General features: G+C 63.9%; 17 protein-coding genes. 1 reads left to right on the top strand and 16 read right to left on the bottom strand.

What is annotated here, in order from left to right:
* Positions 1-194: 194 nt before the first annotated feature.
* From asnB to Q8S38_RS04295, 11 genes are read right to left on the bottom strand one after another with little or no spacing between them, the layout of a single operon-like run.
* On the bottom strand, positions 195-2,081 hold the full coding sequence (gene asnB, locus Q8S38_RS04245; protein WP_267520477.1) for an asparagine synthase (glutamine-hydrolyzing): 1,887 nt from the start codon (positions 2,079-2,081) through the stop codon (positions 195-197).
* Positions 2,082-2,090: 9 nt separating this feature from the next.
* Entirely contained in the window at positions 2,091-2,846 is a 756-nt protein-coding gene (locus Q8S38_RS04250) for a polysaccharide deacetylase family protein (RefSeq protein WP_305679176.1), read from the bottom strand.
* 7 nt (positions 2,847-2,853) lie between these two features.
* Entirely contained in the window at positions 2,854-3,795 is a 942-nt protein-coding gene (locus tag Q8S38_RS04255; RefSeq protein ID WP_305679177.1) for a methionyl-tRNA formyltransferase, read from the bottom strand.
* Positions 3,795-4,520: a polysaccharide deacetylase WbmS family protein gene (locus Q8S38_RS04260; protein ID WP_305679178.1), complete on the bottom strand. Its 726-nt coding sequence runs from the start codon at positions 4,518-4,520 to the stop codon at positions 3,795-3,797. Before Q8S38_RS04260 ends, Q8S38_RS04255 begins: the two co-directional genes overlap by 1 nt.
* A gap of 56 nt (positions 4,521-4,576) precedes the next feature.
* Positions 4,577-5,437: a class I SAM-dependent methyltransferase gene (locus Q8S38_RS04265; protein ID WP_305679179.1), complete on the bottom strand. Its 861-nt coding sequence runs from the start codon at positions 5,435-5,437 to the stop codon at positions 4,577-4,579.
* A 1-nt stretch (position 5,438) separates the two neighbouring features.
* A complete protein-coding gene (locus Q8S38_RS04270) occupies positions 5,439-6,422 on the bottom strand; it encodes an NAD-dependent epimerase/dehydratase family protein (protein ID WP_305679180.1) in 984 nt (327 codons plus the stop codon).
* On the bottom strand, positions 6,388-8,292 hold the full coding sequence (locus Q8S38_RS04275) for a glycosyltransferase (protein ID WP_305679181.1): 1,905 nt from the start codon (positions 8,290-8,292) through the stop codon (positions 6,388-6,390). Before Q8S38_RS04275 ends, Q8S38_RS04270 begins: the two co-directional genes overlap by 35 nt.
* A 23-nt stretch (positions 8,293-8,315) precedes the next feature.
* Positions 8,316-9,293 carry an NAD-dependent epimerase/dehydratase family protein gene (locus tag Q8S38_RS04280; protein WP_305679182.1) on the bottom strand — a complete coding sequence of 326 codons (978 nt, stop codon included), beginning with the start codon at positions 9,291-9,293 and terminating at the stop codon, positions 8,316-8,318.
* 47 nt (positions 9,294-9,340) lie between these two features.
* Positions 9,341-10,378 carry a non-hydrolyzing UDP-N-acetylglucosamine 2-epimerase gene (wecB, locus tag Q8S38_RS04285; protein WP_305679183.1) on the bottom strand — a complete coding sequence of 346 codons (1,038 nt, stop codon included), beginning with the start codon at positions 10,376-10,378 and terminating at the stop codon, positions 9,341-9,343.
* 18 nt (positions 10,379-10,396) lie between these two features.
* On the bottom strand, positions 10,397-13,219 hold the full coding sequence (locus Q8S38_RS04290) for a glycosyltransferase family protein (protein WP_305679184.1): 2,823 nt from the start codon (positions 13,217-13,219) through the stop codon (positions 10,397-10,399).
* A 59-nt stretch (positions 13,220-13,278) separates the two neighbouring features.
* Positions 13,279-14,241 carry a class I SAM-dependent methyltransferase gene (locus Q8S38_RS04295; protein WP_305679185.1) on the bottom strand — a complete coding sequence of 321 codons (963 nt, stop codon included), beginning with the start codon at positions 14,239-14,241 and terminating at the stop codon, positions 13,279-13,281.
* 231 nt (positions 14,242-14,472) lie between these two features.
* Between Q8S38_RS04295 and Q8S38_RS04300 the strand changes: the two genes are divergently transcribed.
* A complete protein-coding gene (locus tag Q8S38_RS04300) occupies positions 14,473-15,894 on the top strand; it encodes a glycosyltransferase (protein ID WP_305679186.1) in 1,422 nt (473 codons plus the stop codon).
* Positions 15,895-15,905: 11 nt separating this feature from the next.
* On the opposite strand, the gene Q8S38_RS04305 is transcribed toward Q8S38_RS04300, so the two are convergent.
* From Q8S38_RS04305 to Q8S38_RS04325, 5 genes are all read right to left on the bottom strand, one after another.
* Positions 15,906-17,147 carry a glycosyltransferase family 4 protein gene (locus Q8S38_RS04305; protein WP_305679187.1) on the bottom strand — a complete coding sequence of 414 codons (1,242 nt, stop codon included), beginning with the start codon at positions 17,145-17,147 and terminating at the stop codon, positions 15,906-15,908.
* Positions 17,148-17,271: 124 nt separating this feature from the next.
* Positions 17,272-18,381 (bottom strand): glycosyltransferase family 4 protein, encoded by a 1,110-nt coding sequence (locus tag Q8S38_RS04310; protein WP_305679188.1) that lies wholly within the window; start codon positions 18,379-18,381, stop codon positions 17,272-17,274.
* Positions 18,378-19,538, bottom strand: a complete 1,161-nt coding sequence (locus tag Q8S38_RS04315; protein ID WP_305679189.1) for a DegT/DnrJ/EryC1/StrS family aminotransferase — start codon at positions 19,536-19,538, stop codon at positions 18,378-18,380. Before Q8S38_RS04315 ends, Q8S38_RS04310 begins: the two co-directional genes overlap by 4 nt.
* Complete coding sequence (locus Q8S38_RS04320) at positions 19,535-20,122, bottom strand: acyltransferase (RefSeq protein WP_305679190.1); 588 nt, start codon at positions 20,120-20,122, stop codon at positions 19,535-19,537. The genes Q8S38_RS04315 and Q8S38_RS04320 overlap by 4 nt, the downstream gene beginning before the upstream one ends.
* Before the next feature lie 21 nt (positions 20,123-20,143).
* On the bottom strand, positions 20,144-21,082 hold the full coding sequence (locus Q8S38_RS04325; RefSeq protein ID WP_305679191.1) for a Gfo/Idh/MocA family oxidoreductase: 939 nt from the start codon (positions 21,080-21,082) through the stop codon (positions 20,144-20,146).
* Between the last annotated feature and the right edge of the window lie 26 nt (positions 21,083-21,108).

Consider the following 21,108-nt stretch of genomic DNA (forward strand, 5'->3'; position numbering starts at 1 on the left):
TCGGTCCTGTGGGCGGAGTTTGCGGCGGGGCCTCGCGCTCAGCCTTTGCTGGAAGCTTGCCCCCCGTTCGCCAGCAGTTGCCACCCGGCGAGGGGTAATCCGCGCATGCGCAACGGGACGCTCAATGCCATGAGTGGCGTGATCACTCAAGCCTCCCTGTCTTGGCGCGCGACAGGGGGGCCGCATCATGGCGCTCATCGGCGACTGTCTGGCCGGTCGCCGCCCAGGAACACCCGGCACCATTGCTCGAACGACAGCAGAGACCAGATGAGAAGCCGGTTGTTCTTCTTCCCTGACATGTGTGCCTCGACCGTGTCGCGGATGAAATCCGCATCGAGATATTCGGTCGAGGCGAGGTCTTTGCCCAGCAACATGTCGCGCACATAGACGGCGTTCTCACCGCGATACCAGGAGGCCTCGGGTGACGAGAAGCCCTGTTTGCGCCGGTCCATGATCTCGGACGGCAGCACATGCGCCATCGCCTGCCGCAGGCAGCTCTTGCCGCCGGCGAAGGAATCCTCGGCCAGCAGCTTCTTGCGCACGGCGTCCTCGTCCACCGTCAGCATGTGTTCGAGGTCAGAGAGTTTGTGGCGCGCCGGCAGGCGCGTGGCGAAGTCGACCAGCGCGTTGTCGAGGAAAGGGAAACGCTCCTCGAGCCCGCTCGCCATCGAGAGCTTGTCGCCCACCAGCAGGAGGCCCGACAGGAAGGTCCGGCATTCGAAGTAGAGCGAGGCCGAGATATGGTCCTCAGGCGAGTCGAACGAGAGGCCTGGCGCGTCGGCATAGACCGACTTGAAGACGTCGAACATCTCCGCCTCGTCGTCGGCCGCCGCGCCGAATAGGCGCTTGCGGTCGTCGGCCGTCGTCAACCGCTGCCAGAAGCCATAGTAGCTCGACAGATAGTCGTCGCGGTCGAGCGAGCGGAACACGCGGTAGTAGCGCCACGGGTACCCGCCAAAGAGTTCATCGCCACCCGCGCCCGAGAGGCAGACCTTGACGAACTTCGAGGCAAGCCGGGCGATGTAGTAGTTGGGGTAGCTCATCCCAAGGCGCAGGTCCTCAAGATGCCACACCACGCGCGGCAGGGACCAGCGGATATCGCCGGCGTTGATCACCTGCTCGTAGTGCTCGGTCTTGTAGGTGTAGGCCATCAGCTCGGCGGCGCGGCGCTCGTCGAACAGGGTCTCGTTACCCTCTATCCGGCTCATCTCGAACCCGGCCGTGAAGGTCTGCATCCGTGGCACATGCGGATGCGCAAGCGCCACCAGCGTGCCGGAATCCATGCCGCCGGAGAGATAGGCGCCAACCGGCACATCCGCCACGAGCTGACGCTCGACAGCCTGCGCCATCAGCTTCTCCAGCGTCGCGACCGCCTCCTGCTCGTCGACAGGCTCGGGCTTCGAATAGTCGTAATCCCAGTAGGTCTCGCGTCGCTCGCCGTTGCGATCGACCGTCAGGATCGTCGCCGGCGGCAGGTGTTCGACGCCCTCGAACAGCGTGTGGGGACGGAACAGGTTCTGGAACGTGAAATACTCGCGCAGCGCGGCCTGGTTGACCCGGACCCTGAAGTCGGGATGCACGAGGAAAGCCTTGATCTCGGAAGCGAAGGCAAGCCGATCCGGCGTGCGCCAGAGATAGAGCGGCTTCACGCCATAGCGGTCGCGCACGAGGTGAAGGCGGCGCTCCTGCGCGTCCCACAGCGCGAAGGCGGCCATGCCGTCGATGCGGCGGGCGAGGGCGGAAACGCCCCAGATGACGCAGCCGGCCAGCAGCACCTCGGTGTCCGATCGCGTGCGGAAGCTCCAGCCTGCCTTGTCGAGCTCCGCCTTCAGCTCACGGAAATTGTAGATCTCGCCGTTGAACGCGATGGTCCAGCGACCATCTGGCGAATGCATCGGCTGGCTGGCGACCGTGCGCAGGTCAATGATCGACAGACGCCGGTGGCCGAGGCCGAGCGGGCCGTCGATGTGCATCCCCTTGCCGTCCGGTCCCCGATGCGCCAGCGCGTCGCGCATGGCGGCGACGATGCGCTCGTCGGCCGGCGCGCCGTTGCGATTGAGATAGCCCGCGACCCCACACATGGCTCTGGATTACCGGAAATTCGGCCGGCCGGACCGAGCGACCGTCTCGTCGTACCAGCGGCCCATCAGGTCGGCATGGCCGTCGATCGCGCGCTGTAAGCGCGCGCGGGGCGGCATGACCTCGGCTGTCCACCATTCTGGATGCGTGAGCACCTGCAGCCGGTCCTCGCACGCCGCGCTCAGCACGTCCTGAAGCCGCCGGTGCAGCCAGATGCCGTTGGAGTCGGACACATAGCCATAGGTGTCGCGCAGGCGCTTGGAATAAGCGTTCACCAGCCCGGCGAGTTCGTCGTCGTCGGGCATGGGCTCTTCGAGCACGCCATAGAGATGGAAGCTCACGGCGGTCGGCTCCACGCCGAATTCCCGCCTGAGCAGGTCGCGCTCGGCGGCGATGGCCTCGATCAGCCGTTCGCGCGTCAGCCCCTTGCCGAAATGGGTCGGGTCGAAATGCAGTGCGATCTCGTGCCCGAGATCGATGATCTGTCGGACGAGCGCATGCGTCAGCGGATTGAGCAGGTTGTAATAGAGGCAGCGGGGGAACAGGAAATAGGTCGCGATGACCCCTTCCTCACGCTCGATCTGCGCGAGACTGACCGAGCGGTTCATGGAGGCGTCGAGATCGTGCCGCCAGAAGACATGCGGCCCCGCGGGCGGAGCCTTGTAGCCCGCGAAAACGTACTTGCGCTTGGCGAGCCTCAGGAGGTTGCGGTAGTTTTCTTCCGTAAAATCCGAGAATTCCAGAAGATGTTGCTTCTCGTCGCGCATGTTGGCTCTATGTCAGGCGGTTGCGCAGCGAGGAGAGGACCGCGTTCCTGGCGTCAGTCGCGTCCACGCACCCGTCAACTCGCAAATCGGTCAGCCTAAGGTAGCCGCCGTTGGCGGCGATCACAGGATCGCCGTCGACTGCATAGGCAACCTGCCCGGGTATGGCAAGGAAAGGCTCGCGGGGAAGCACCGGGCATGCGGCGAGGATCGTCACCTTGCGTGTGCCCTCCAGCCACGCGAAGGCGCCCGCGAACGGGTGGCCCGAGGCGCGGATCAACCGGTCGATCGCGGCAAGGGGCTGCTGCCAGTCGATCTTGCCGTCCTCGGGCCGGCGCGGGTAACAGCGCAGCGAATCCTCCGGGGCGGTGGATTGCGGCGTCAGCCGCAACTCGCCCCGTGCCGCCGCCGCGACCATCTCCCCGAATGCTTCCGGGATGGATGTCCTGAGCCAGCCATAGACATCGGCGATGGTGGTCGAAGCTTGCAGGGCAAGGAAGCGCTTGGCTACGATGGCCCCGCCGTCGAGTTCGTCCTCCATCTGGTGGATGGAAAGCCCGACCCGCTCCTCGCCGTTTAGGATCGCCCAGTTGGGGCAGGCGTTGCCCTTGTAGCGTGGCAGGTCACCGGGATGGGCGTTGAAAACACCGAGCGCGAATAGCGCCCGCACGTGCGCTGGGATCAGGGTGAGCCAGTTCATCGAGATCGCAAGGTCGCATTGCGCCTGCCGCACGAGATCGAGTCCGTGCTCCGAGGCAAGGTCGCGGTGGCGGAGGAAGGGCGCGCCGCTGGCCTTCGCCAGCGCCTCGAAATCTGCCACCGTCGCCAGCTCGTGCCCGGACGGCTTGCAGGTCGCCACAAGAGCGATCTCGTGGCCCTCGGCTTGCGCCCGGCGCGCCGCCTCGATCAGCATCTCCGTTCGGCCGATGACCCCGATCCGCAGCCTGCGCATCAGCCCTGCCTCCCGCTTTTCCAGAGAGCGATGCGTTCGCTTACCGTGAACGAACGCTGCTTCGAGAGGTTCGCGAGCACCGTGTCGAACAGGCTGCCGGTGCCAGGCAGGCTGGCGTCGACAGGCGGAAGGTCGTCCCGCGTCAGCGAGGATAGCGGACCACGCCGCTTGAAGGTCTCGTAGACCGCCAGCGTCGCGCTGTTCAACACGATGTGGACGGGATGGAAGTTCAGCACCTTCCAGCCCGGCGTGTCGAGTTCCGCGCCCGCGACTGTCCACGGCCGGCGCGCCATCGCGTGCATGTTGTCCTGGAAGACATGCGGCAGACGGATGAGCGAATCCCCTTGTTCCGAGAGGTGCAACTCGTGCGGCGTCACATGGGATGCGCGCGGCAGATGGACCGAGCAATCGATCTCGATGCCGAACTCGCAGGCCATACGTGCCAGAAGCGGCTCGGACATCACCAGCGAATGTGTCCGGCAGGCGGTCCCATCGGGATACCAGCCTCTCAGCGTAGCGAAGATCTCGTCGGGCGTTGTTCCGTGGCTGCTGCCCGGCAGGAAGTTCGGGTGCAGCCCAATCTCGAACAGCGGCTCCTTCGCCAGCGCACGCATGGCTGGGCTGTCGTGGGTCGCGAACAGGGTGGCGCGCACGCCAGCCCGCGACAGCCGCTCTGCGATATCCTCGATGATCCAGTCTGGCGCCCAGTCGATGTCGAGCGTCACCAGAACGGGGCCACTCCCGCCCTCCGACGCTTCGTCCTTTGCGTTGCCCCCCGACATCACGCCCCCGGCTTGGTAGCCACGAGATAGACGCCGAAGCGGTGGTCGTCGCCCTTCCACGCGTAGCGCGTCAGACTGTCGATGCGGAAGGCGGCAAGCGCACCCTCGATCTCGTGTTGGCGGAAGTGGTGGAAATGGATGTTGTCGCGGATGAGCTCGGCGCGGTGGGTCCAGATCAGCGTGCCGAGGAAGAGCTGTCCGCCGGGCTTGAGCACGCGATAGGCCTCGTCGAGCGCCGCGTGATAATCCAGCACATGGTCGAGGCTCGTCAGGAAGGCGACGCCATCAAGCGTTTCCGAGCGGACGGGCAGGAACTCCGCCATGCCGACGAGGCAGGGCTCGGACCGGGCGCCGAGCCCAGGGTCGATGCCGAAATAGCGCACGCCGGCTGGGAACAGCTTGCGGCTCAGCGCGGGGTTGTCGCAGCCTACGTCGAGCACTAGCCCCTTCGCGCTCCGCACCAGCACCTGCGACCGGTGGAGATGGCGGCGATACCACAGATCGGAGAGGGGGGTGTTGTGCTCGCCGCCCGAGTTCTTGACGAGGTTGAGGTAGATGTACTGGAGCGCGGCGTCCGATGCGTCCGCGAGCCCAATCCGAACCTCGTCGCCCACGATCCGCTGGTTCACGAAATCAGGGAGCAGCAGCGGGCGGCCGTGGTGGAACGCCAGTTCGTGCCCGTCGGGCGTCGCGCGCGCGTCCCGGACGACATTCTTGCCGCTGACCGGAGCGGCGAGAATGTCGAGGATGTCATCGAGGCCCTGATGGACCGCACAGCCATTCGGATCGATGCCTTCGAGGTCGATCGGCGTCATGTTCTCGTCGATGGGCAGGTCGGCCCATGCGCGATTGGCAGGCATGTCAGGTCTCCGGCGGCAGCCTGTCGATCAACGCGGACAGCCCGGTCTCGAATGATGTCGTGGCTGCGCCGAGCTTATGCGCCATAACGCTTGTATCGGCGACATAATTGTCGGGCGCGCGCGCGGTCTCGTCGAAATTCGCCGTCACGCCGAGCCGGGCCGCCACGAGGGTGGCAATCTCGCGCACAGTAACAACATCAGGGCCGGCGATGTTGGCGGTCACCGCCGTGTCGCAACCGAGCGCCGCGATGAACGCCGCCGCCGCATCCTCCACCCAGATCGGGTTTATCGCAGGGCCTGTACCGCCGTCGACGCGCACGGCCGTTCCGGAGCGAACGGAGTTCACCAGCCGCGGCAGCAGGAAGCTGGGGGCCTGCCCGGGCCCATAGACGAAGAAAGGCCGCAGGACATGGACCAACAGGTGGGGCCGGAAATATCCCAGCAGGCTTTCGGCTGCGGCCTTGGCGGCGAGATAGAAGCCCAGTTCGTCGCCCGGCTTGATCGGCGATTCTTCCCGGATCGGCGTTGGCGAAGGGCCGTAGATGCCGCCGGAGGATGCCATTACCATGCAGCGTGCGCCGGCCGCGATAGCGGCCTCGGCCAGCGCGGCGCTGGCCGCGACGTTGATTCGCGCGATCGCGCCGGCCTGCTTTGGAAATCCGTGCCAGCCCGGCGCCTGCGCCAGGTGGATCAGCGCATCGAACCGCCCGAGGGCGGCCAGAGCCTGTTCCGGTTTTTCGCCGAGGTCGATCTCGACCGCTGACACACCAGCCGGGAGAGCATTGGCGGACACGTTGGGACGCAGGACGGCCAGGACGTCATCGCCACGGCGCACCAACTGCTGCACGACCGAGCGCCCGACCAGTCCCGCCGCACCCGTGACGACGATGCGGCGCTGCGCCGCTGCGCCTTTCATTCTGCGGCTCTCAGGAGGCCGCTTCCGGCCCCGGTCACGGGACATCCTCTTCCGCAGGAGGGCGTCCATGCGCGCGAATATGGTCGTAGACCCGCTCGAAGCGTTCCGCCAGACGGTCGGCCGACCACCACTTTATGGCGTGTTCGCGGCTGGCGCGCCCGATCTCCGCGCGCTTGGCACTGTTGAGGGCGAGGTCGCGCAACACATCCAGCACGGTGTTCTCGTCGGCATGGACGATCGGCGTTTCCTGAATGCATGCCGTGGCCGGCGATCCGTCATGCTCGATCTTGTTGACGCGGCCGACGACCGGCTTGCCGAGCATCATGCCCTCGCGGGCCAGCGCGCCGTAGCGGCCGTAATTCAACTGATCGACGATGATGTCCGCCTGCACCTGCACGAAGCGGTTGTCGCGGCTGGGAATGTTGTCGACGAAATAGAGTTCAATATCGATGCCTTCCGCCTGCAGGCGTTCGATGGCGTTGATGACCGCCTGTGTCCCCTTGACGTTCTTCCCGTTCTTGGTCCGCGTCTTGTAGTTGCCGACCCCGTGATACACCGCGACCGTTCCCGGCTTCTTCTCGTGCCGGAACCTCTCGGGAATCTCGAGTTCGGGCTTCCACACGTCCGGGTCGTTCGCGAAGGTCAACGGGCCGCGAAAGGCGTTCGGATGGCCCTTGAAGTCGATGCCGGGGTCGGTCTCTGTGCAGAACAGATCCACCAATGTGGTCAGCTTGCTCCCCCAGCCGAGGTTGCGCTCGTCACTGCAGACCTCAGGGACTGCGGCCCAGTTGCAATTCTCGCACAGGTCGGGGCTCCAGTTCCGGAAGGACGATTGCGAAACGCCGTCTAGGCAGCCGCTGTGGGAATAGCCGAGCAACGCGCCGCGACGTTTCGCCTCCACCATGTCCCAGGGGATTTGTCCGAACGCGCTGTCCCTGTCGTGGAAATCGGGGAACAGGGTGAATGCGCCAAGCCCATAATGGTGGAAAATGCCGAACCGGTCGGCATTGTTCCGGTAGAACTCTCCGATCAGGGCCCGGTGCCTCGCGGGGTCGGGGTCGTGAATGGTCAGATCCTGCCCGTGGTAAAGCCAGCTGTTTGGACCATCGACAGCCTCTGTGGACAGGGAAACGGCGTCCCAGCCCCGGGCGCGCAGCGCCTTGGCCAGGTAGAAGAAGTTGTAATAGCAATGCCGCGTAAAAAGCACCGAGCGCCTCTTGGGCTCGGCGCTTACATAGGGCGGCAGATAGGGATGGATCACTTTTCGATCGTCGTCGGACATCGCGAAGTCGATGAGTTCCTTCGCACCGACAACTTGATGCAGGGTCGGGTCCGGCGCCGCGCTGCGCGGAAGCCTGCAACGGCGGTGTTCCAGCCAGGCCTTGGCCTCTGCCGGATGCGCGGCGAGATCGGATATGAAGTCACGCGACCGGACGATGGTGGAGGAACCATCGGCGCCGGCCGAGATCAGGATGGCGGCAGTGCCCGTCTTGCAGGCAATTTCCAGTGCATCGATGTAGTCGATGCAGTTGATGGAATGAATCGTTTTCGGGGCAAGAAGAAATAGAATCTCGTCGCATCGCTGAATGGCGAAAACTGAATAATTAGGTGGAATTAGTATATATTTACTCAAAATCCTGCGTTCGAAATTGGCGCAGAGAGCCTCGTCGATGAGGGCCTGAGTCCGCGCTGTTCTTTCGAGGATCTGTTCCACAGAACGCTTGTTGTCCGCGTTCGCCACGTGGTCGCCCATTCGCTCCTGCAGGGCGAGCGCGAGCGCCTTCAATTCTCCGAGAAGCAGGTTGATATCGTCGATACGCTGGCTGAGATCGCTCTGCCCCTGAGACAGTTCAGCGATCGACTGCCTCAGTTCGAGGATCGAAGCCTGAACATGATCCTTCCACTGTTGCCCGCGCTTCAGGATGTTCAAGGTGTACATGCGACAGAGCCTAGCGGGTGCGGTCAGGAAGCCGATGCCGCGCGCTGATCGAGCTTGCGCCATTCGATCAGCCGGCGGAGCCCGTCATCGAGGGAAATTTCAGCCGTGAACCCGATCTCTGCCGCAGCCCTTTTGGGGCTTCCGATCCGGTTCTTCACGAAGGTCGCCTGGCTGCGCGGCGCATAGTTGATCGGCTGGTTGCTGCCGGTCAGGTGACAGATCCTTTCGGCGAGTTCCCGCAGGGACGTCCGGATCCCGGTGCCGACATTGTAGAAGCGCCCCGCGACGTCCGATCGCATCGCGCACAGATTGGCCTTGGCGCAATCCTCGACGGCGACGAAGTCGAAGGCTTCCGAACCATCCCCGAGAATCGTCGGGCCTTCGCCGCGGTCGATCGCATCGAGCATTTTCATGATCACCGCGATATAGGCCCCGCGATAGTCCTGGCGCGGGCCGTAGACGTTCATGTAGCGCAGGCCGACGACGTTGAGGCCGTAGCGATGATGGAAGGCGGTCGCCATCGCCTCGCCCGCGATCTTGGTCGCGCCGTAGAAATTCTTGTTGTTGAAAGGGTGGTCTTCCGTCATCGGCTCCTCGACGGCGTCGCCGTAGACGGAGGCCGAGGAGGAATAGACCAGGCGCTTGACGTTCCGGGCGACGCAGGCTTCCAGCACGTTGAACGTCCCGCGGATGTTCACGTCGAAGGCCGAACGCGGGAAGTCATGGCATTGCAGCAGCCAGAGCGCCGCAAAATGGAACACGCCGTCGGCGCCATCCAGCGCCGATTGCAGCACATCGGTCTGGAGAATATCGCCTCCGACGTCGTAGATCTTGACGCGCGGGTCCTTCAGCGCGCCCGCGAGGCTGGTGGCCCGGCCGCGCACGAAATTGTCATAGACGAGGATCTCGCCAACATCAGTCTGCGTGAGCTGGTCGACGGTGTGAGAACCGATCAGGCCGGCACCGCCGATGACCACTACTTTTTTGCCACTGAAATCCATGATTGATCCATCTGCGGGATGACGATGCGCCGGGCGCCTAGGTCGGTCTAGATCGCTTCGCGCAGCAGCGCGGCGATCGCGGGCGCGGACTGCCCTGATCCGTAGTCGGGGATATCCCGGCGCGGCTGATAATCGGGACCGGTCCAGAGCCGGTTCCAGCCGGCCTCGATGGTCTCGACCCACTCCGTCTCGTCGCGCAGCGTGACGCAGGGGACGCGGTGGAAATAGGCCTCCTTCTGCAGCCCGCCCGAATCGGTGAAGACTGCTGCCGCATTGTGCAGGAGCCGTGCCATGTCGAGGTAGCCGACGGGATCGATCAAGACCACCCCCTCCGGCGCCAGCCCGCGCGCATCGAACAGCTTTCGCGTGCGGGGGTGGACGGGCATGATGATGGGCCGCTCGCGCGCGGCCGCCTCCAGCCAGGCGATGACGCGCGCGAAACGCTCGGCGTCATCCGTGTTCTCGGCACGGTGAATGGTCGCGATGGCGTAGCTCTGCGGCGCGAGGCCAAGCGCCTCGACGATGCGCGAGCGTTCGCCGGAGCGTTCGATGGCGGCCAGCGTGGTGTCGAACATCACGTCGCCGACGGCATGGACGCCCGCCACGATGCCCTCGCGGGCGAGATTGTCGACGGCGCTGCGCGTCGGGCAGAACAGCAAGGTGCTGACATGGTCGGCCACCACCCGGTTGATCTCCTCGGGCATGCGCCGGTTGAAGGAGCGCAGCCCCGCCTCGACATGCGCGACGGGAATATGCAGCTTGGCTGCCGCAAGGGCGCCGGCGACGGTCGAGTTGGTGTCGCCATAGACCAGAACGAGGTCGGGCTTCTCGGCCAGCATCGCCTCCTCGAGCTTCTCCAGCATGCGCCCGGTCATGGCGCCGTGGCCCAGGCTGTTGACGCTGAGATTGTAGCGCGGCTTGGGGATGTCGAGCTCGTCGAAGAAGATATCCGACATCTGCGCGTCGAAATGCTGGCCGGTGTGGACGATGATTTCGTCCATGCCCGCGGCGGCGATCGCGCGGCTCACGGGCGCAGCCTTGATGAATTGCGGCCGCGCGCCGAGCACGGTGAGGATTACCTGCATGAAATCATTCCCTAACGGCTACCGTACCAACCGCCGCAATTGGTCCGCCACCCAGTAGCGGACGGGCGGGGGAAGCAGTCGCCAAACATGGCGCAGTGCTGAGCGCTGCGGTCGACTTTCAGCGGACACTGCCGCCGCGCCAACAGGCTGCTCGGCCGTCTTGTTCGAAGGCGGCGAGTCCTCAAGCGGCTTCATCATTGCACCGGCCTTCACAGGCACGATGCGCTGCATAGATCGATCGGACTCTGCCCACCCGAAGCGAATTGGCTCCACATCGGGCGTCGCCATCCCGACCACCCTGTCGATATCGGCACGGATGCGCTCCGACACCGAGTCCCAATTGAATTGCGTCCCGAAGAAATGTCTCGCTCTCAGTCCTGACGCATCCCGCAAGCCCTTGTCGGACGTCCATCGGGCCACCGCCGCGATGAGCCGCTTTTGGTCGTGGAAAGGCACGACATCGCCGATCTGCTCACCGACAACGATCTGTTCGACATACTCGATCGTGTTGGAGAGGATGGGAATCCCTGCCGCCATGTACTGCGACAGCTTGTTTGGGCAGGCGAAGCGGTTGGCATAATGGCGGGAATCATAAGGTATCAACCCTACATCGGCTGCGCGCGCGAAAGCGATGAGTTCCCCCTCCAAAACCGGATCGGGAAAGTAGACGCTCCGGTTCAGCGTGCCATTCTCGCGCGCAAGCGACTCGATCGTATCACGGTACGCGTTCGACGGACCGCGCAGGTACAGGACGGCATCCTCGGGGACGTCGCACCAAGCCTCGACCAGCAGGTCCAGGCCGCGGCCTGGAGCAAAGTTGCCTTGAAACAGAAAGACGACCTTGTCGTGATGTTCCGGTCGCCTTCCCTCTGCGCGCGCGCGATCCAAACAAGTGGTCTCAAGCTGGGCTTGCGCATCCGCGAGCGGCGTCGCATTCGGCACGCTGTAAAAGGGTAAGCCGTATTCCGACGTCAGATGCGCAGCCAGCGTGTCCGAAACGGTGACGCATCGATCGGCGCTTGCTGCGAGACGTGCCTCAAGCTGGCTCCAGAATTCATTCTCCCAAGCGCGGAAATCGGTATACGAGAACGGCCAGTACTCGTGTGAATCAAAGACGACGTGGCAGTTCCACAAGCCCTTCAGAGCGATCGCGGCTGGAAGGCTTTCAAGGTCGGCGCAGACGATCACATCGAACCGCCCCATGTTGAGTGAAGCCTGCAGGAGCGCGCTGTTCGTGTTGACGAAATAGCGGCAGAGTTCCTTGAAGCGATAGAAATCCACCTCGTCGGCATCCAGTGCACCAATCGCTCGACGCAGTTCAGCGTCCGAGGATTTGGCAAATATCTCGAGCAATGCGATGTCGCGCACCCCAGCGAGCTTCAGGACATTCTCGGCATTGCTCGATTTCCACGGCGATCCGTGGAGCGTCCGCTCTACCTGCACACGCGAGTGACCGTCGTCGACATGCGTGACGCGCGGCGCATCGCCTTTTTCCGAAAAGCGATAGGTACCAAGTTCGCAAACTGTGTAGTCGCCCTTGAAGCTCGCGGCCCACCATCCGATGCGGGGATCGACAACCGGATCATGCGCGCACATCACGAGCGCCTTGGGCTTGGCCTTCTCGGATGTCTTGTTGGCGCGTTGGGCAGAGAGGCCCTTGAGTTCGATCCGCTCCGTAATCCGGGTGTCCAGTGCTTGCACGAAGGCTTGGTAGGTATAGGCGTCGTTCAGGATCACGTCTTCATAGGCCGCGTCGATCATGCGCTGGGCCCGGACCGGATCCCGAACCAGATCAATCGCTTCCTCGAAGTTGGACATATCCCTTTTCAAGGGAAAGAAGTGCTTCCCCGGCTCGAAAATCGAAGAATAGACGCCTTCGAACATGATCTGCAAAGCGCGCGCGCCGGCGGCCTCGAAGTGGCGTGGCGAGATCTGCGCATAGCGCACATTGTCTTCGTGGGAGTGCAGGATCGTCTGCTCGGCGAGGCGATAGAATTCCTCCGAGAAGGGATCCATCTCGGGGTGGGCGCGTGCGAGCTCGTCGCAGGCTGCGGCAATCTTCCCGTCAAAGTCGAACAGGTTCGAGCCGGACTCGACCCCCAGCACGGCTCGGGACCGGCCAAGGAACGCAAGCCAGTCGATGCCTGAAAGTCGGTCCTCCCAGCGGGACGATATGTCGAGCGCAAGACGGCTGCTGGACGGATGCGCCAGCACCTGCGCCCCAATCTGCCATTTCTCGTATCCAAGACGACCGAACGAGACGGGCTGAAGCGAACCTCGATAGGCAATATCGATCCGCCGCTCCTCGTAAGGAAGGGAGGGAATATGACGAATCTTTTCGCTGACGTAGCCTGTCAGCGTGTTTAAAACCGATACGCGCGACAATATATCTTCGCCATAAACCTTGGATATTTCATCCAGCGGAATACAGGTCATCAGGATGTCGAACTGGTTGCTCTCGACAAAAGAGGGGAACGCAGCCGATTTATAGTGCTCATCCTGCTTCGCTAGGATTTTGATTCCGTCATACTGCCTGAAATTCAATTCGAGCAGGCTATCCAGATTGAATAGATTGTCAGGATTATAAGCCGCCGTGGGATGAATCATCACCCCAGCGTAATCGCCCAAATTCACAGTTGCGGGGATCGCCAGATATCCGCCGCGGCCCGGCCACAAATTCAGTATTTCAAATTTGTATCGGCTGTATCGTTGTAGGATGGCAATATTTTCCCATACGGTGGCGATACCGTTCGGGTCGAAAAAGCAGATCAACAGGAACCGCCTATTGAAGTCCGTATTGATTTCTATGCCGGTGCGAGGGCGAATTTCTGTATTGGACATGCTATTTTCTTTTATTTGATGTTGTTCTGCACTTCCAATGGTGCGCGACTCGCCGTTTTCTAGACGGCCCTGAATCGATAGCAGCCGTCGATTCCGGCATGCACGCCCTCCCGCGCAAGCGGCAGATTGCGGTCATCGAAGCGCAGTCCAGCGAGGAACTCGCGGCTTTCCCGTGGAAGACGCGCGTCCATGATCGCAGCGAAGCGCTTTTCCAGCAGAGACATTTCCCAAGCCGAGACGGCGACACCGAAGCTTTCGATCTCGAACCCAAATTTTGAAACGCATTCGATGAACTCTTGCTGTCGATAGCTTCGCGAAATCGGACAGTTGGGGCCATCCGTCGATTTCTGGAACGCTTCGGCAAGCCCGAGGCCCGCGTCTATCTGCTGCAGAATCTGCCTCTCATGGGCAACATAGAGATGCACCCATAGGCTGTCCCGATGATAGACCATGAACTGCGCAGAACCGCCCGGCTTGAGCACGCGGCGCAACTCGGACAAGGCCGGCGCCATGTCCGGCATGTGGTGCAAGACACCCGAGCTGTGGACAAGATCGATCGACGCGTCTGCAATTGGCAGCGGCCCATTCGCGACGTCGTGATGGAAAAGCTCGAACTCGGCACCGTGCAACTCCAGCCTGGCCTTGGCTTCAGCGAGAGAAGAACGGGAAACATCAATACCGACCAGTCGGCGTGGCTTCGACTGGGTCGAGAATCCAACAAGATCGTAGCCAGGGCCGCAGCCAAAATCGAGCACGCTCAGCCCGTCGAAGCCAGAGACCGGCATCAATTCTATATAGCGATAGTACTGATCGTTCCGCCAGAAGAAATCTGCAAGGGAATCCTCTGCCGACGCAAAGGTGCGGTGCAGGGTGACGTTGTGGTCCGTCCAATACTCTTCGACGATTCCTGGATCAGTCGCTTCGAGCGTGCGGTCCGCAGGATCGGGGGATGGGGCCGGATCGCCATTGACGTGGCTGGGAGGCCGAGGCCGCAGACGCTCTCTGAGCCATGTTGGCAGCATTATCGATATCTCCGGAGACACTTCCGTAACGAAGTGACCTTTGTCTGATCGTCGAAATGACGAGAGTCAGTGCCTCTCCCATCGGGCGCCACTGGTGCGTCACCTTACGATGAAATGCAAGTTGCCGGTGACGGCTTTGTTGGCTAAGGCGCAGTGCGAGTGCCTTGGCTGCGCATGCGTATTGATCCCGTATTGGACCCGATGATAGCGGCCTCAAAATGAGTAATTTCTATGGATAGCGCGAATATTGGCGGGTTGAAGCCATTTATCGGGCTGGTCTGTCTCTCCGCGATCCCCGACGATCCGCGCGTGCGGCGGCAGGGCGATTTGTTTCACGGCCGGGGGTGGGACGTGTCCGGCTTCGGATTGCCGGGAGCCCGCTCGCCATTGCCCGCATGGCCCTGTTTCGACATTGAGAACCCTGGAGCGGCCTCGCCACGGGCATCTGGCTCGGGCCCGGGTCCCGGGTTGGTCGAAACACCTGCGGGGCGCTTGGTGACAGGCCCATCCGCAACGAGCAGCTCAGGGCTGCCGATACCGTCGCCTTCCGGCTTGCGTGCAATCTGGCATCGGATTCCGCCTCACAAGCGCCGCGCGGCGGTTGCTGTGTTCAAATCGTTGACGAGACCGGTTTTCGCCATCCTCCATCGGGCCAGGCGTGTCAAAGACCTCGTCCTCGTCCATATCGATCCGGCGCATGCCGAGACGACCTACTGGACCCTCAACGATCGCTTCGAGAGGCTCTACCGGATCGCCCGCGAGCACCGGCCCGACATCTGGCTCGCCAATGACTGGACGGCGCTGCCGATCGTGCGGCGTCTCGCGGCCGAGCAAGGCGTGCCCTACGCCTATGACACCCATGAGCTGGCGGTCGACGAATATGCCGAGCGCCTGGTCTGGCGGCTGACGCAGCGCCCGGTCATTGCCGCAATCGAGCGCGCCGGCATTACCGGTTCTGCGGTGACGAGTTGCGTCTCGCAGGGCATCGCGGATCGCCTGCATCAACTCTACGGGCTGCGCGAGAAGCCGCTTCTGATCCGCAACATGCCGCAATACGAGGCCCACCCCTACCGGCCGACCGGCGAGCGGATCGAGGTGCTCTATCACGGCGTCGTCAATGTCGGGCGCGGCCTGGAGGCCTGTATCGACAGTGTGGCCCGGTGGCGCCCCGAGTTTCATCTGACCATCCGCGGGCCGGGACCGGCCGGCTATCTCGCCGCCCTGGCGTCGCGCATCGAGTCGGCCGGGCTCGGCGGCCGGGTGGTGCTGGCGCCGCCGGTGCCGATGATCGATCTGGTCAGGGAAGCCGCACGCTTCGACGTCGGCCTGTTCGCGCTGCCCGGCCATTCCCAGCAGAACGTCCATGTCCTGCCCAACAAGTTCTTCGAATACACCATGGCCGGGCTTGCCTTGTGCGTCTCCGACCTGCCCGAGATGACGGCGCTGCTGCGCCAGCACGATCTCGGGCGCCTGATCCCGGACGTGACGCCAGAGGCGATCGCTACCGCGATCAACGGCTTCGACCGAGCCGGCATCGACGCGTGCAAAGAACGCGCGCTCGCGGCTGCCAGAGTGCTGAACTGGGAAGCCGAGGCGGACCGGCTGTTCGCCGCGATCGAGCAGGCGGTCGTGCCCGTCGACGGCCTTCGGTAACGGGCCCGGCCTTAGCCCAGTCCGCGAGCCGGCATCCGGGCGACGAGCGCCAGAAGCTTGGCGCCTTCGCCCTCGAAATTCAGATCGCGGGCGCGCCTCAGCGCGGCCTTCTTGCAGGCATCGATGCGCGCCGGGTCGAGGCCCGCGAGACAGGCGGCGATGGAATGCGGGGTGTCGCGATCGAGCAGGAGGCCGCAGCTGGCGGTCTCCACCACCTGCCGGATCTCCGGCAGGTCGCTGCTGATCACCATCAGGCCGGCCTGCATGTACTCGAAGATCTTGTTGGGCATGGCGAAGCGCGCATGGGTGGTGCTGTTCGACAGAAGGAAGATGCCGATATCGGCCTCCGCGGCGGCCGAGACGACCTGGTCGGGCGGCACGGCGGGCGCGAAGACAATACGCTCGCCCAGCCCCTCGGCCAGGCTGCGCAGATGCTGGTCGTACCCACCTTGCGCAGGGCCTCGGATCATCAGGCGAAACCCCTCCGGCCAGAGGCGCACGCTCTCGATCAGCACGTCCAGTCCGCGACGCGGCACGACGGCGCCATTGTACAGCACGGTGATCGGATCGCCTGTCGGCCTGAACGCGGTCTCCTGCCAGCTCGGCGTATTGGAGACCACGAGCGGCAGTGGCAGATCATAGCGCTCTGCCAGCGCATCGGCGATCCCAGCGCTCACCGTGACGACGGCATCGGCCTGGCGGATATGGCGAGCCTCGATCCGCGCGACATGGCGCCGGGCGAGCAGCCGCCAGCGCCGGCTGTCTGAGAACTCCTCGCTGGCGAATTCATGGCTGTCGTAGATGACATGCGCCCCGCTGGCCCGCTTGGCCGCGAGCGCGATCGGCAAAGCGCGCCAGTCATTGGCGATGACGATGTCCGGCCTGAAGCGCAGCAGGTCGCGCCGCGCCGCCAGACGGGTTGGGGAGAGCCAGTAGAGCAGGTCGGCGCTGGCCGGCAGCAGCGACGCCGGCGCCTGCCGCAGCACCATGCCGAAACGCACACGGCTATCGCTGCCGGGGCCGGGCATGACCGAAACCTGAGCCGGCAGGGCCAGAGGGAGAGGGGCCTGCGCGAGGATGCGGACGTCATAGCCCGCATCGGCGAGCAAAGCCGCGTGGCGCAGAACCCGCGAGTCGTGCTGCAGCGGCGAAACGCAGACCAGCGCGATCCGTGTCGTCACCACGGCCTTGCGCACCCGGGTTGAGCGCAGCGGGCAGGCCGGCGCGCCGCTGAAGGCCTGGCAAGGAAACAACGCATCTCAGATCCGCGCAAATCTTCAGTTTGGTGCCGAGCTGCACACCCGTGCCCCGCTCGCGCTATCATGATCGGTCAGGAAAGAGAATTGCGCCCTGACGATAACTTCGCACGGGGGCGGGTTATTTCGTCCCCACCCGCGAAACCAAACTGCGCAGGACACTGTCGATTTCGCGCCCGCGCTGGCGCCAGCTGGCCTCGTTTTCGACATAGGCGGCACCCCTGCGGCCAAGGGCCAAAGCGTGCTCCGGATCGGCTGCCAGGGCGTGCACCGCCGCGGCGATGGACGACGGCGCGGCAGTCGGGACCAGAATGCCGGCCTCGGCGCCGCGGATGATCTCGGCCTGGAACGGCAGGTCGGTCGCGATCACCGGCACCCCGCAGGCCATCGCTTCGAAGAGCTTCAGCGGCGCGACGCCGGTGGCGGAGCGCCCGTCCTGATCTTCGATGACACAGAGCGCGGCGAGGGCGCCGCGCAGGATCGCAGGGATGTCATCGTAAGGCTTCCGGCCGAGCCAGAGGAGCCTGGGGTCCCGCGTGGCCGCGGCGACCTTGTCGCGCTCGATGCCGTCACCGACGATGACCAGCTTCACATCGGCCGGCCAGGCCGGATCGGCGAGGGCTGCGAGCATCGTGTCGATGCCATGCCAGGCGACCAGGCCGCCGACGAAGACGACATAGCGATCGGCGATCCCGGCCTGCGCCCCGTCCGGTCGGAACAGCTGTGTATTCGCGCCGTTCGACACGATGCTGACGCGGTCGTGGCCGGCGAAGCGTCTTGCCCAGTCGGCCAGGCCCGCGGTGACCGCGATCAAATGCGCGGCCGAGCGATACTGGACGCGGTAAAGCCAGGAGAACACCGGCGCCAGCGGCTTGAGCGCCGGATAGGTCACGCCGATATCGGCCGCCGTGCCATTGATCTCGTGAACGACCGGGACGGTGCGCCATCGGGCCAGCACGGCGAGCGGGAGGGCCATGAAGTGCGAGCGGACGAAGACCGCGTCGAATTCCCCGAGCCGGCGGGCCAGCCTGATCTGGACGCGGGCATAGTCGAGCAGCCGCCGCAGGAACGAAGAGCGCGTGCTCGCGCCGCCCTGCGTCGTCGCGAAGAGTTCGACGTCCCAGCCGCAGGCCCTGAGGCTGGCGATGATCTCCGCAATGTGCGTCTGCGAGGCTTGGCCCGGCCTTGGCGTCTCGAGCGACAGATAGGCGAGCCGCCGCGGTCGACTCATACCACGGCCGACTCTCTCGCCGGGGCCAGAACCTCGCACACGGCTGCGATGATGTAATCCTGCGTCGCTTCGTCGAGATAGGGATGCATCGGCAGCGACACGACCTCGCGCGCCACGCGTTCGGAGATCGGCAGCCCGTTCCCTGCGACAGGGAAATGCTTGTAGGCCGTCTGCTGGTGCAAGGGCTTGGGATAATACACCGTGGTCGGGACCCCCTTGGCCTTCAGCGCGTCCTGGAAGGCGTCGCGGCGCTCGGCATCGACCCGGATCGTGTACTGCGCCCAGGTGGAGACGCAGTCCGGCATGACGTCAGGCGTCCTGACCAGGCCCTGCAACGCTTCGGTGTAGCGCTGGGCCACGAGCTGTCGCTTTGCGATCTCTTCGGCGAAGACCTTGAGCTTCTCGATCAGAACGGCAGCCTGAATCGTGTCCAGCCGCGAATTCACGCCGACACGGATGTTGTCGTACTTGTACGAGCCCTTGCCGTGGAAGCGAAGCGAGCGCAGCAGCTCGGCATGCGCGTCGCTGTTGGTGAGGATGGCGCCGCCATCGCCATAGCAGCCGAGCGGTTTGGCCGGAAAGAAGCTCGTCGTGGCGAAATCACCGATCCCGCCCGCGACCCGGCCCTTGTAGCGGGCGCCATAGCCCTGTGCTGAGTCCGCAATCAGGACAAGGTCGTTGTGCTTGCAGAACGCCTCGATCGGATCGTAGTCGCAGGCTTGGCCGAAGAGATCGACAGTGATCAGCGCGCGCGGCTTCAGTCCGTGCTTCCTGGCCGTATCGAGCGCGGCGGCAAGGCCTTTGGGATCGATGTTGTAGGTCGCCTCGTCGATCTCCGCGAAGACCGGTGTGGCGCCCATCCAGGCGACCACCTCGGCCGTCGCCGCGAAGGTGAAGCTGGGGCAGATCACGGCATCGCCCGGGCCGATCCCCAGCGCCTCGAGGACGAGGATCAGCGCATCTGTGCCGTTGGCGACACCGATCGCATGTTTGGCGCCACAGAAGGCTGCAAGTCCTGCCTCGAACTCGCCGACCTGCGAACCGAGAATGTAGTTGCCGTCGTGGACGACCTTGAGAATGGCGTCTTCCATGGCCTGGCCGATATGCTGGCGCTGGGCTTTCAGGTCGATGAACTCGATCGTGGGACGCTCGCTCATCGGATGACCTCCTCCAGAGTGTCGGGCCCCGTCTCACGGTAGCGACGCCCGGATTCGGGGCAGACGAGATCGGCGCCCAACTTGGCGCCGTTGTGGCTCATCCAGCCGATGCGGCGCGCCGGGACGCCAGCCATCATCGCGAAATCCGGCACATCCTTCGTCACCACGGCGCCCGCCGCGATGAAGCAAAATGCTCCCAGCGTGTGCCCGCAGACGATGGTCGCATTGGCGCCGATGCTCGCCCCCGTCTTGACCAGCGTGCGCCGGAACTCCGACTTGCGGTTCAGGAAGGCGCGCGGATTGTTGACATTGGTGAAGACGCAGGACGGGCCGCAGAAGACATCGTCCTCGAGGTCGACGCCGTCATAGAGCGCGACATTGTTCTGGATCTTGCAGCCATTGCCGATGGTGACGCGCGGACCCGCCATGACGTTCTGGCCGAGGACGCAATTCTCGCCGATCACCGTCTGGCCGAGAACATGGGCGAAATGCCAGATCTTGGTGCCGGCGCCGATGGCGACACCCTCGTCGACATAGGCGCTTTCGTGGATCGCGACGCCCGGAAAGCGCGCATCCTCTTGCATCTGCGAAGCGCCGGCCACGGCTCAGCCCTTGACGTATTTGGCGACGAAGGGATGTTTCTCGCCAGCCGTCACGACAGGCGCGCGGCGGAACTGCGATACGACTTCGATCGAAAAGCGCACATCCTCGAGCCCATAGCCCTTGCCGGCGAGGATTTCCTCGTAGCTGCGGGTATGAAGATCGGTGAAGCCGTCCGAGAACTCGACCTCTTCGCCATCCATCGTGATCGAGCGGTAGGTCGTCTTCTGGCCCTTCACGCCATCGGGCAGATCGTTGGCGTCGACGGACAGGAACCAGCGGATGTCGGCCTTCTCGTAGCAGAGGAGGCCGCCGGCCCTGCCGTCTTCACGCAGATTGGCCGTCTGCGACTGCAGCGGACCGAACACATAGGCCAGCATGTCGAAAAAATGGACGCCGATATTCGTCGCGACGCCGCCGGATTTGGCCTCGTCGCCCTTCCAGGACGCGTGATACCAGCGGCCGCGCGAGGTGATGTAGGTCAGATCGACGGCGTGGCGCTCGTTGGATGCCGCAACCCGTTCCTTCAAGGCCTGGATCGCAGGATGCAGCCGCAGCTGCAGGATGGTGTTGACCTTCTGGCCGGTGTCCTGCTCGATCTCGATCAGTCCGTCGATGTTCCACGGATTGAGGACCAGCGGCTTTTCACAGATGACGTCGCTGCCGGCGCGCAGCCCGAAGCGGATATGGGCGTCGTGCAGGTAGTTGGGCGAGCAGATGCTGACATAGTCGATGCGCTCGTCGCGGCGGCGCAGCTTGTCGATATGCCGGTCGAAGCGCTCGAATTCCGTGAAGAAATGCGCCTGCGGAAAATGGCTGTCGATGACACCGACGGAATCATTGGGATCGAACGCGACCTTGAGATCGCCACCCACGGCCTTGATGGCCTTCATGTGGCGCGGGGCGATGTAGCCGGCGGCGCCGATCAGGGCGAAGCTTGTCATGAGGCAGCTCTCGTTGGGTCTGTTCT

Origin of the sequence: Allobosea sp. (genome assembly GCF_030695125.1) — a bacterium.
In the GTDB taxonomy this organism is placed as follows: Bacteria; Pseudomonadota; Alphaproteobacteria; order Rhizobiales; family Beijerinckiaceae; genus Allobosea.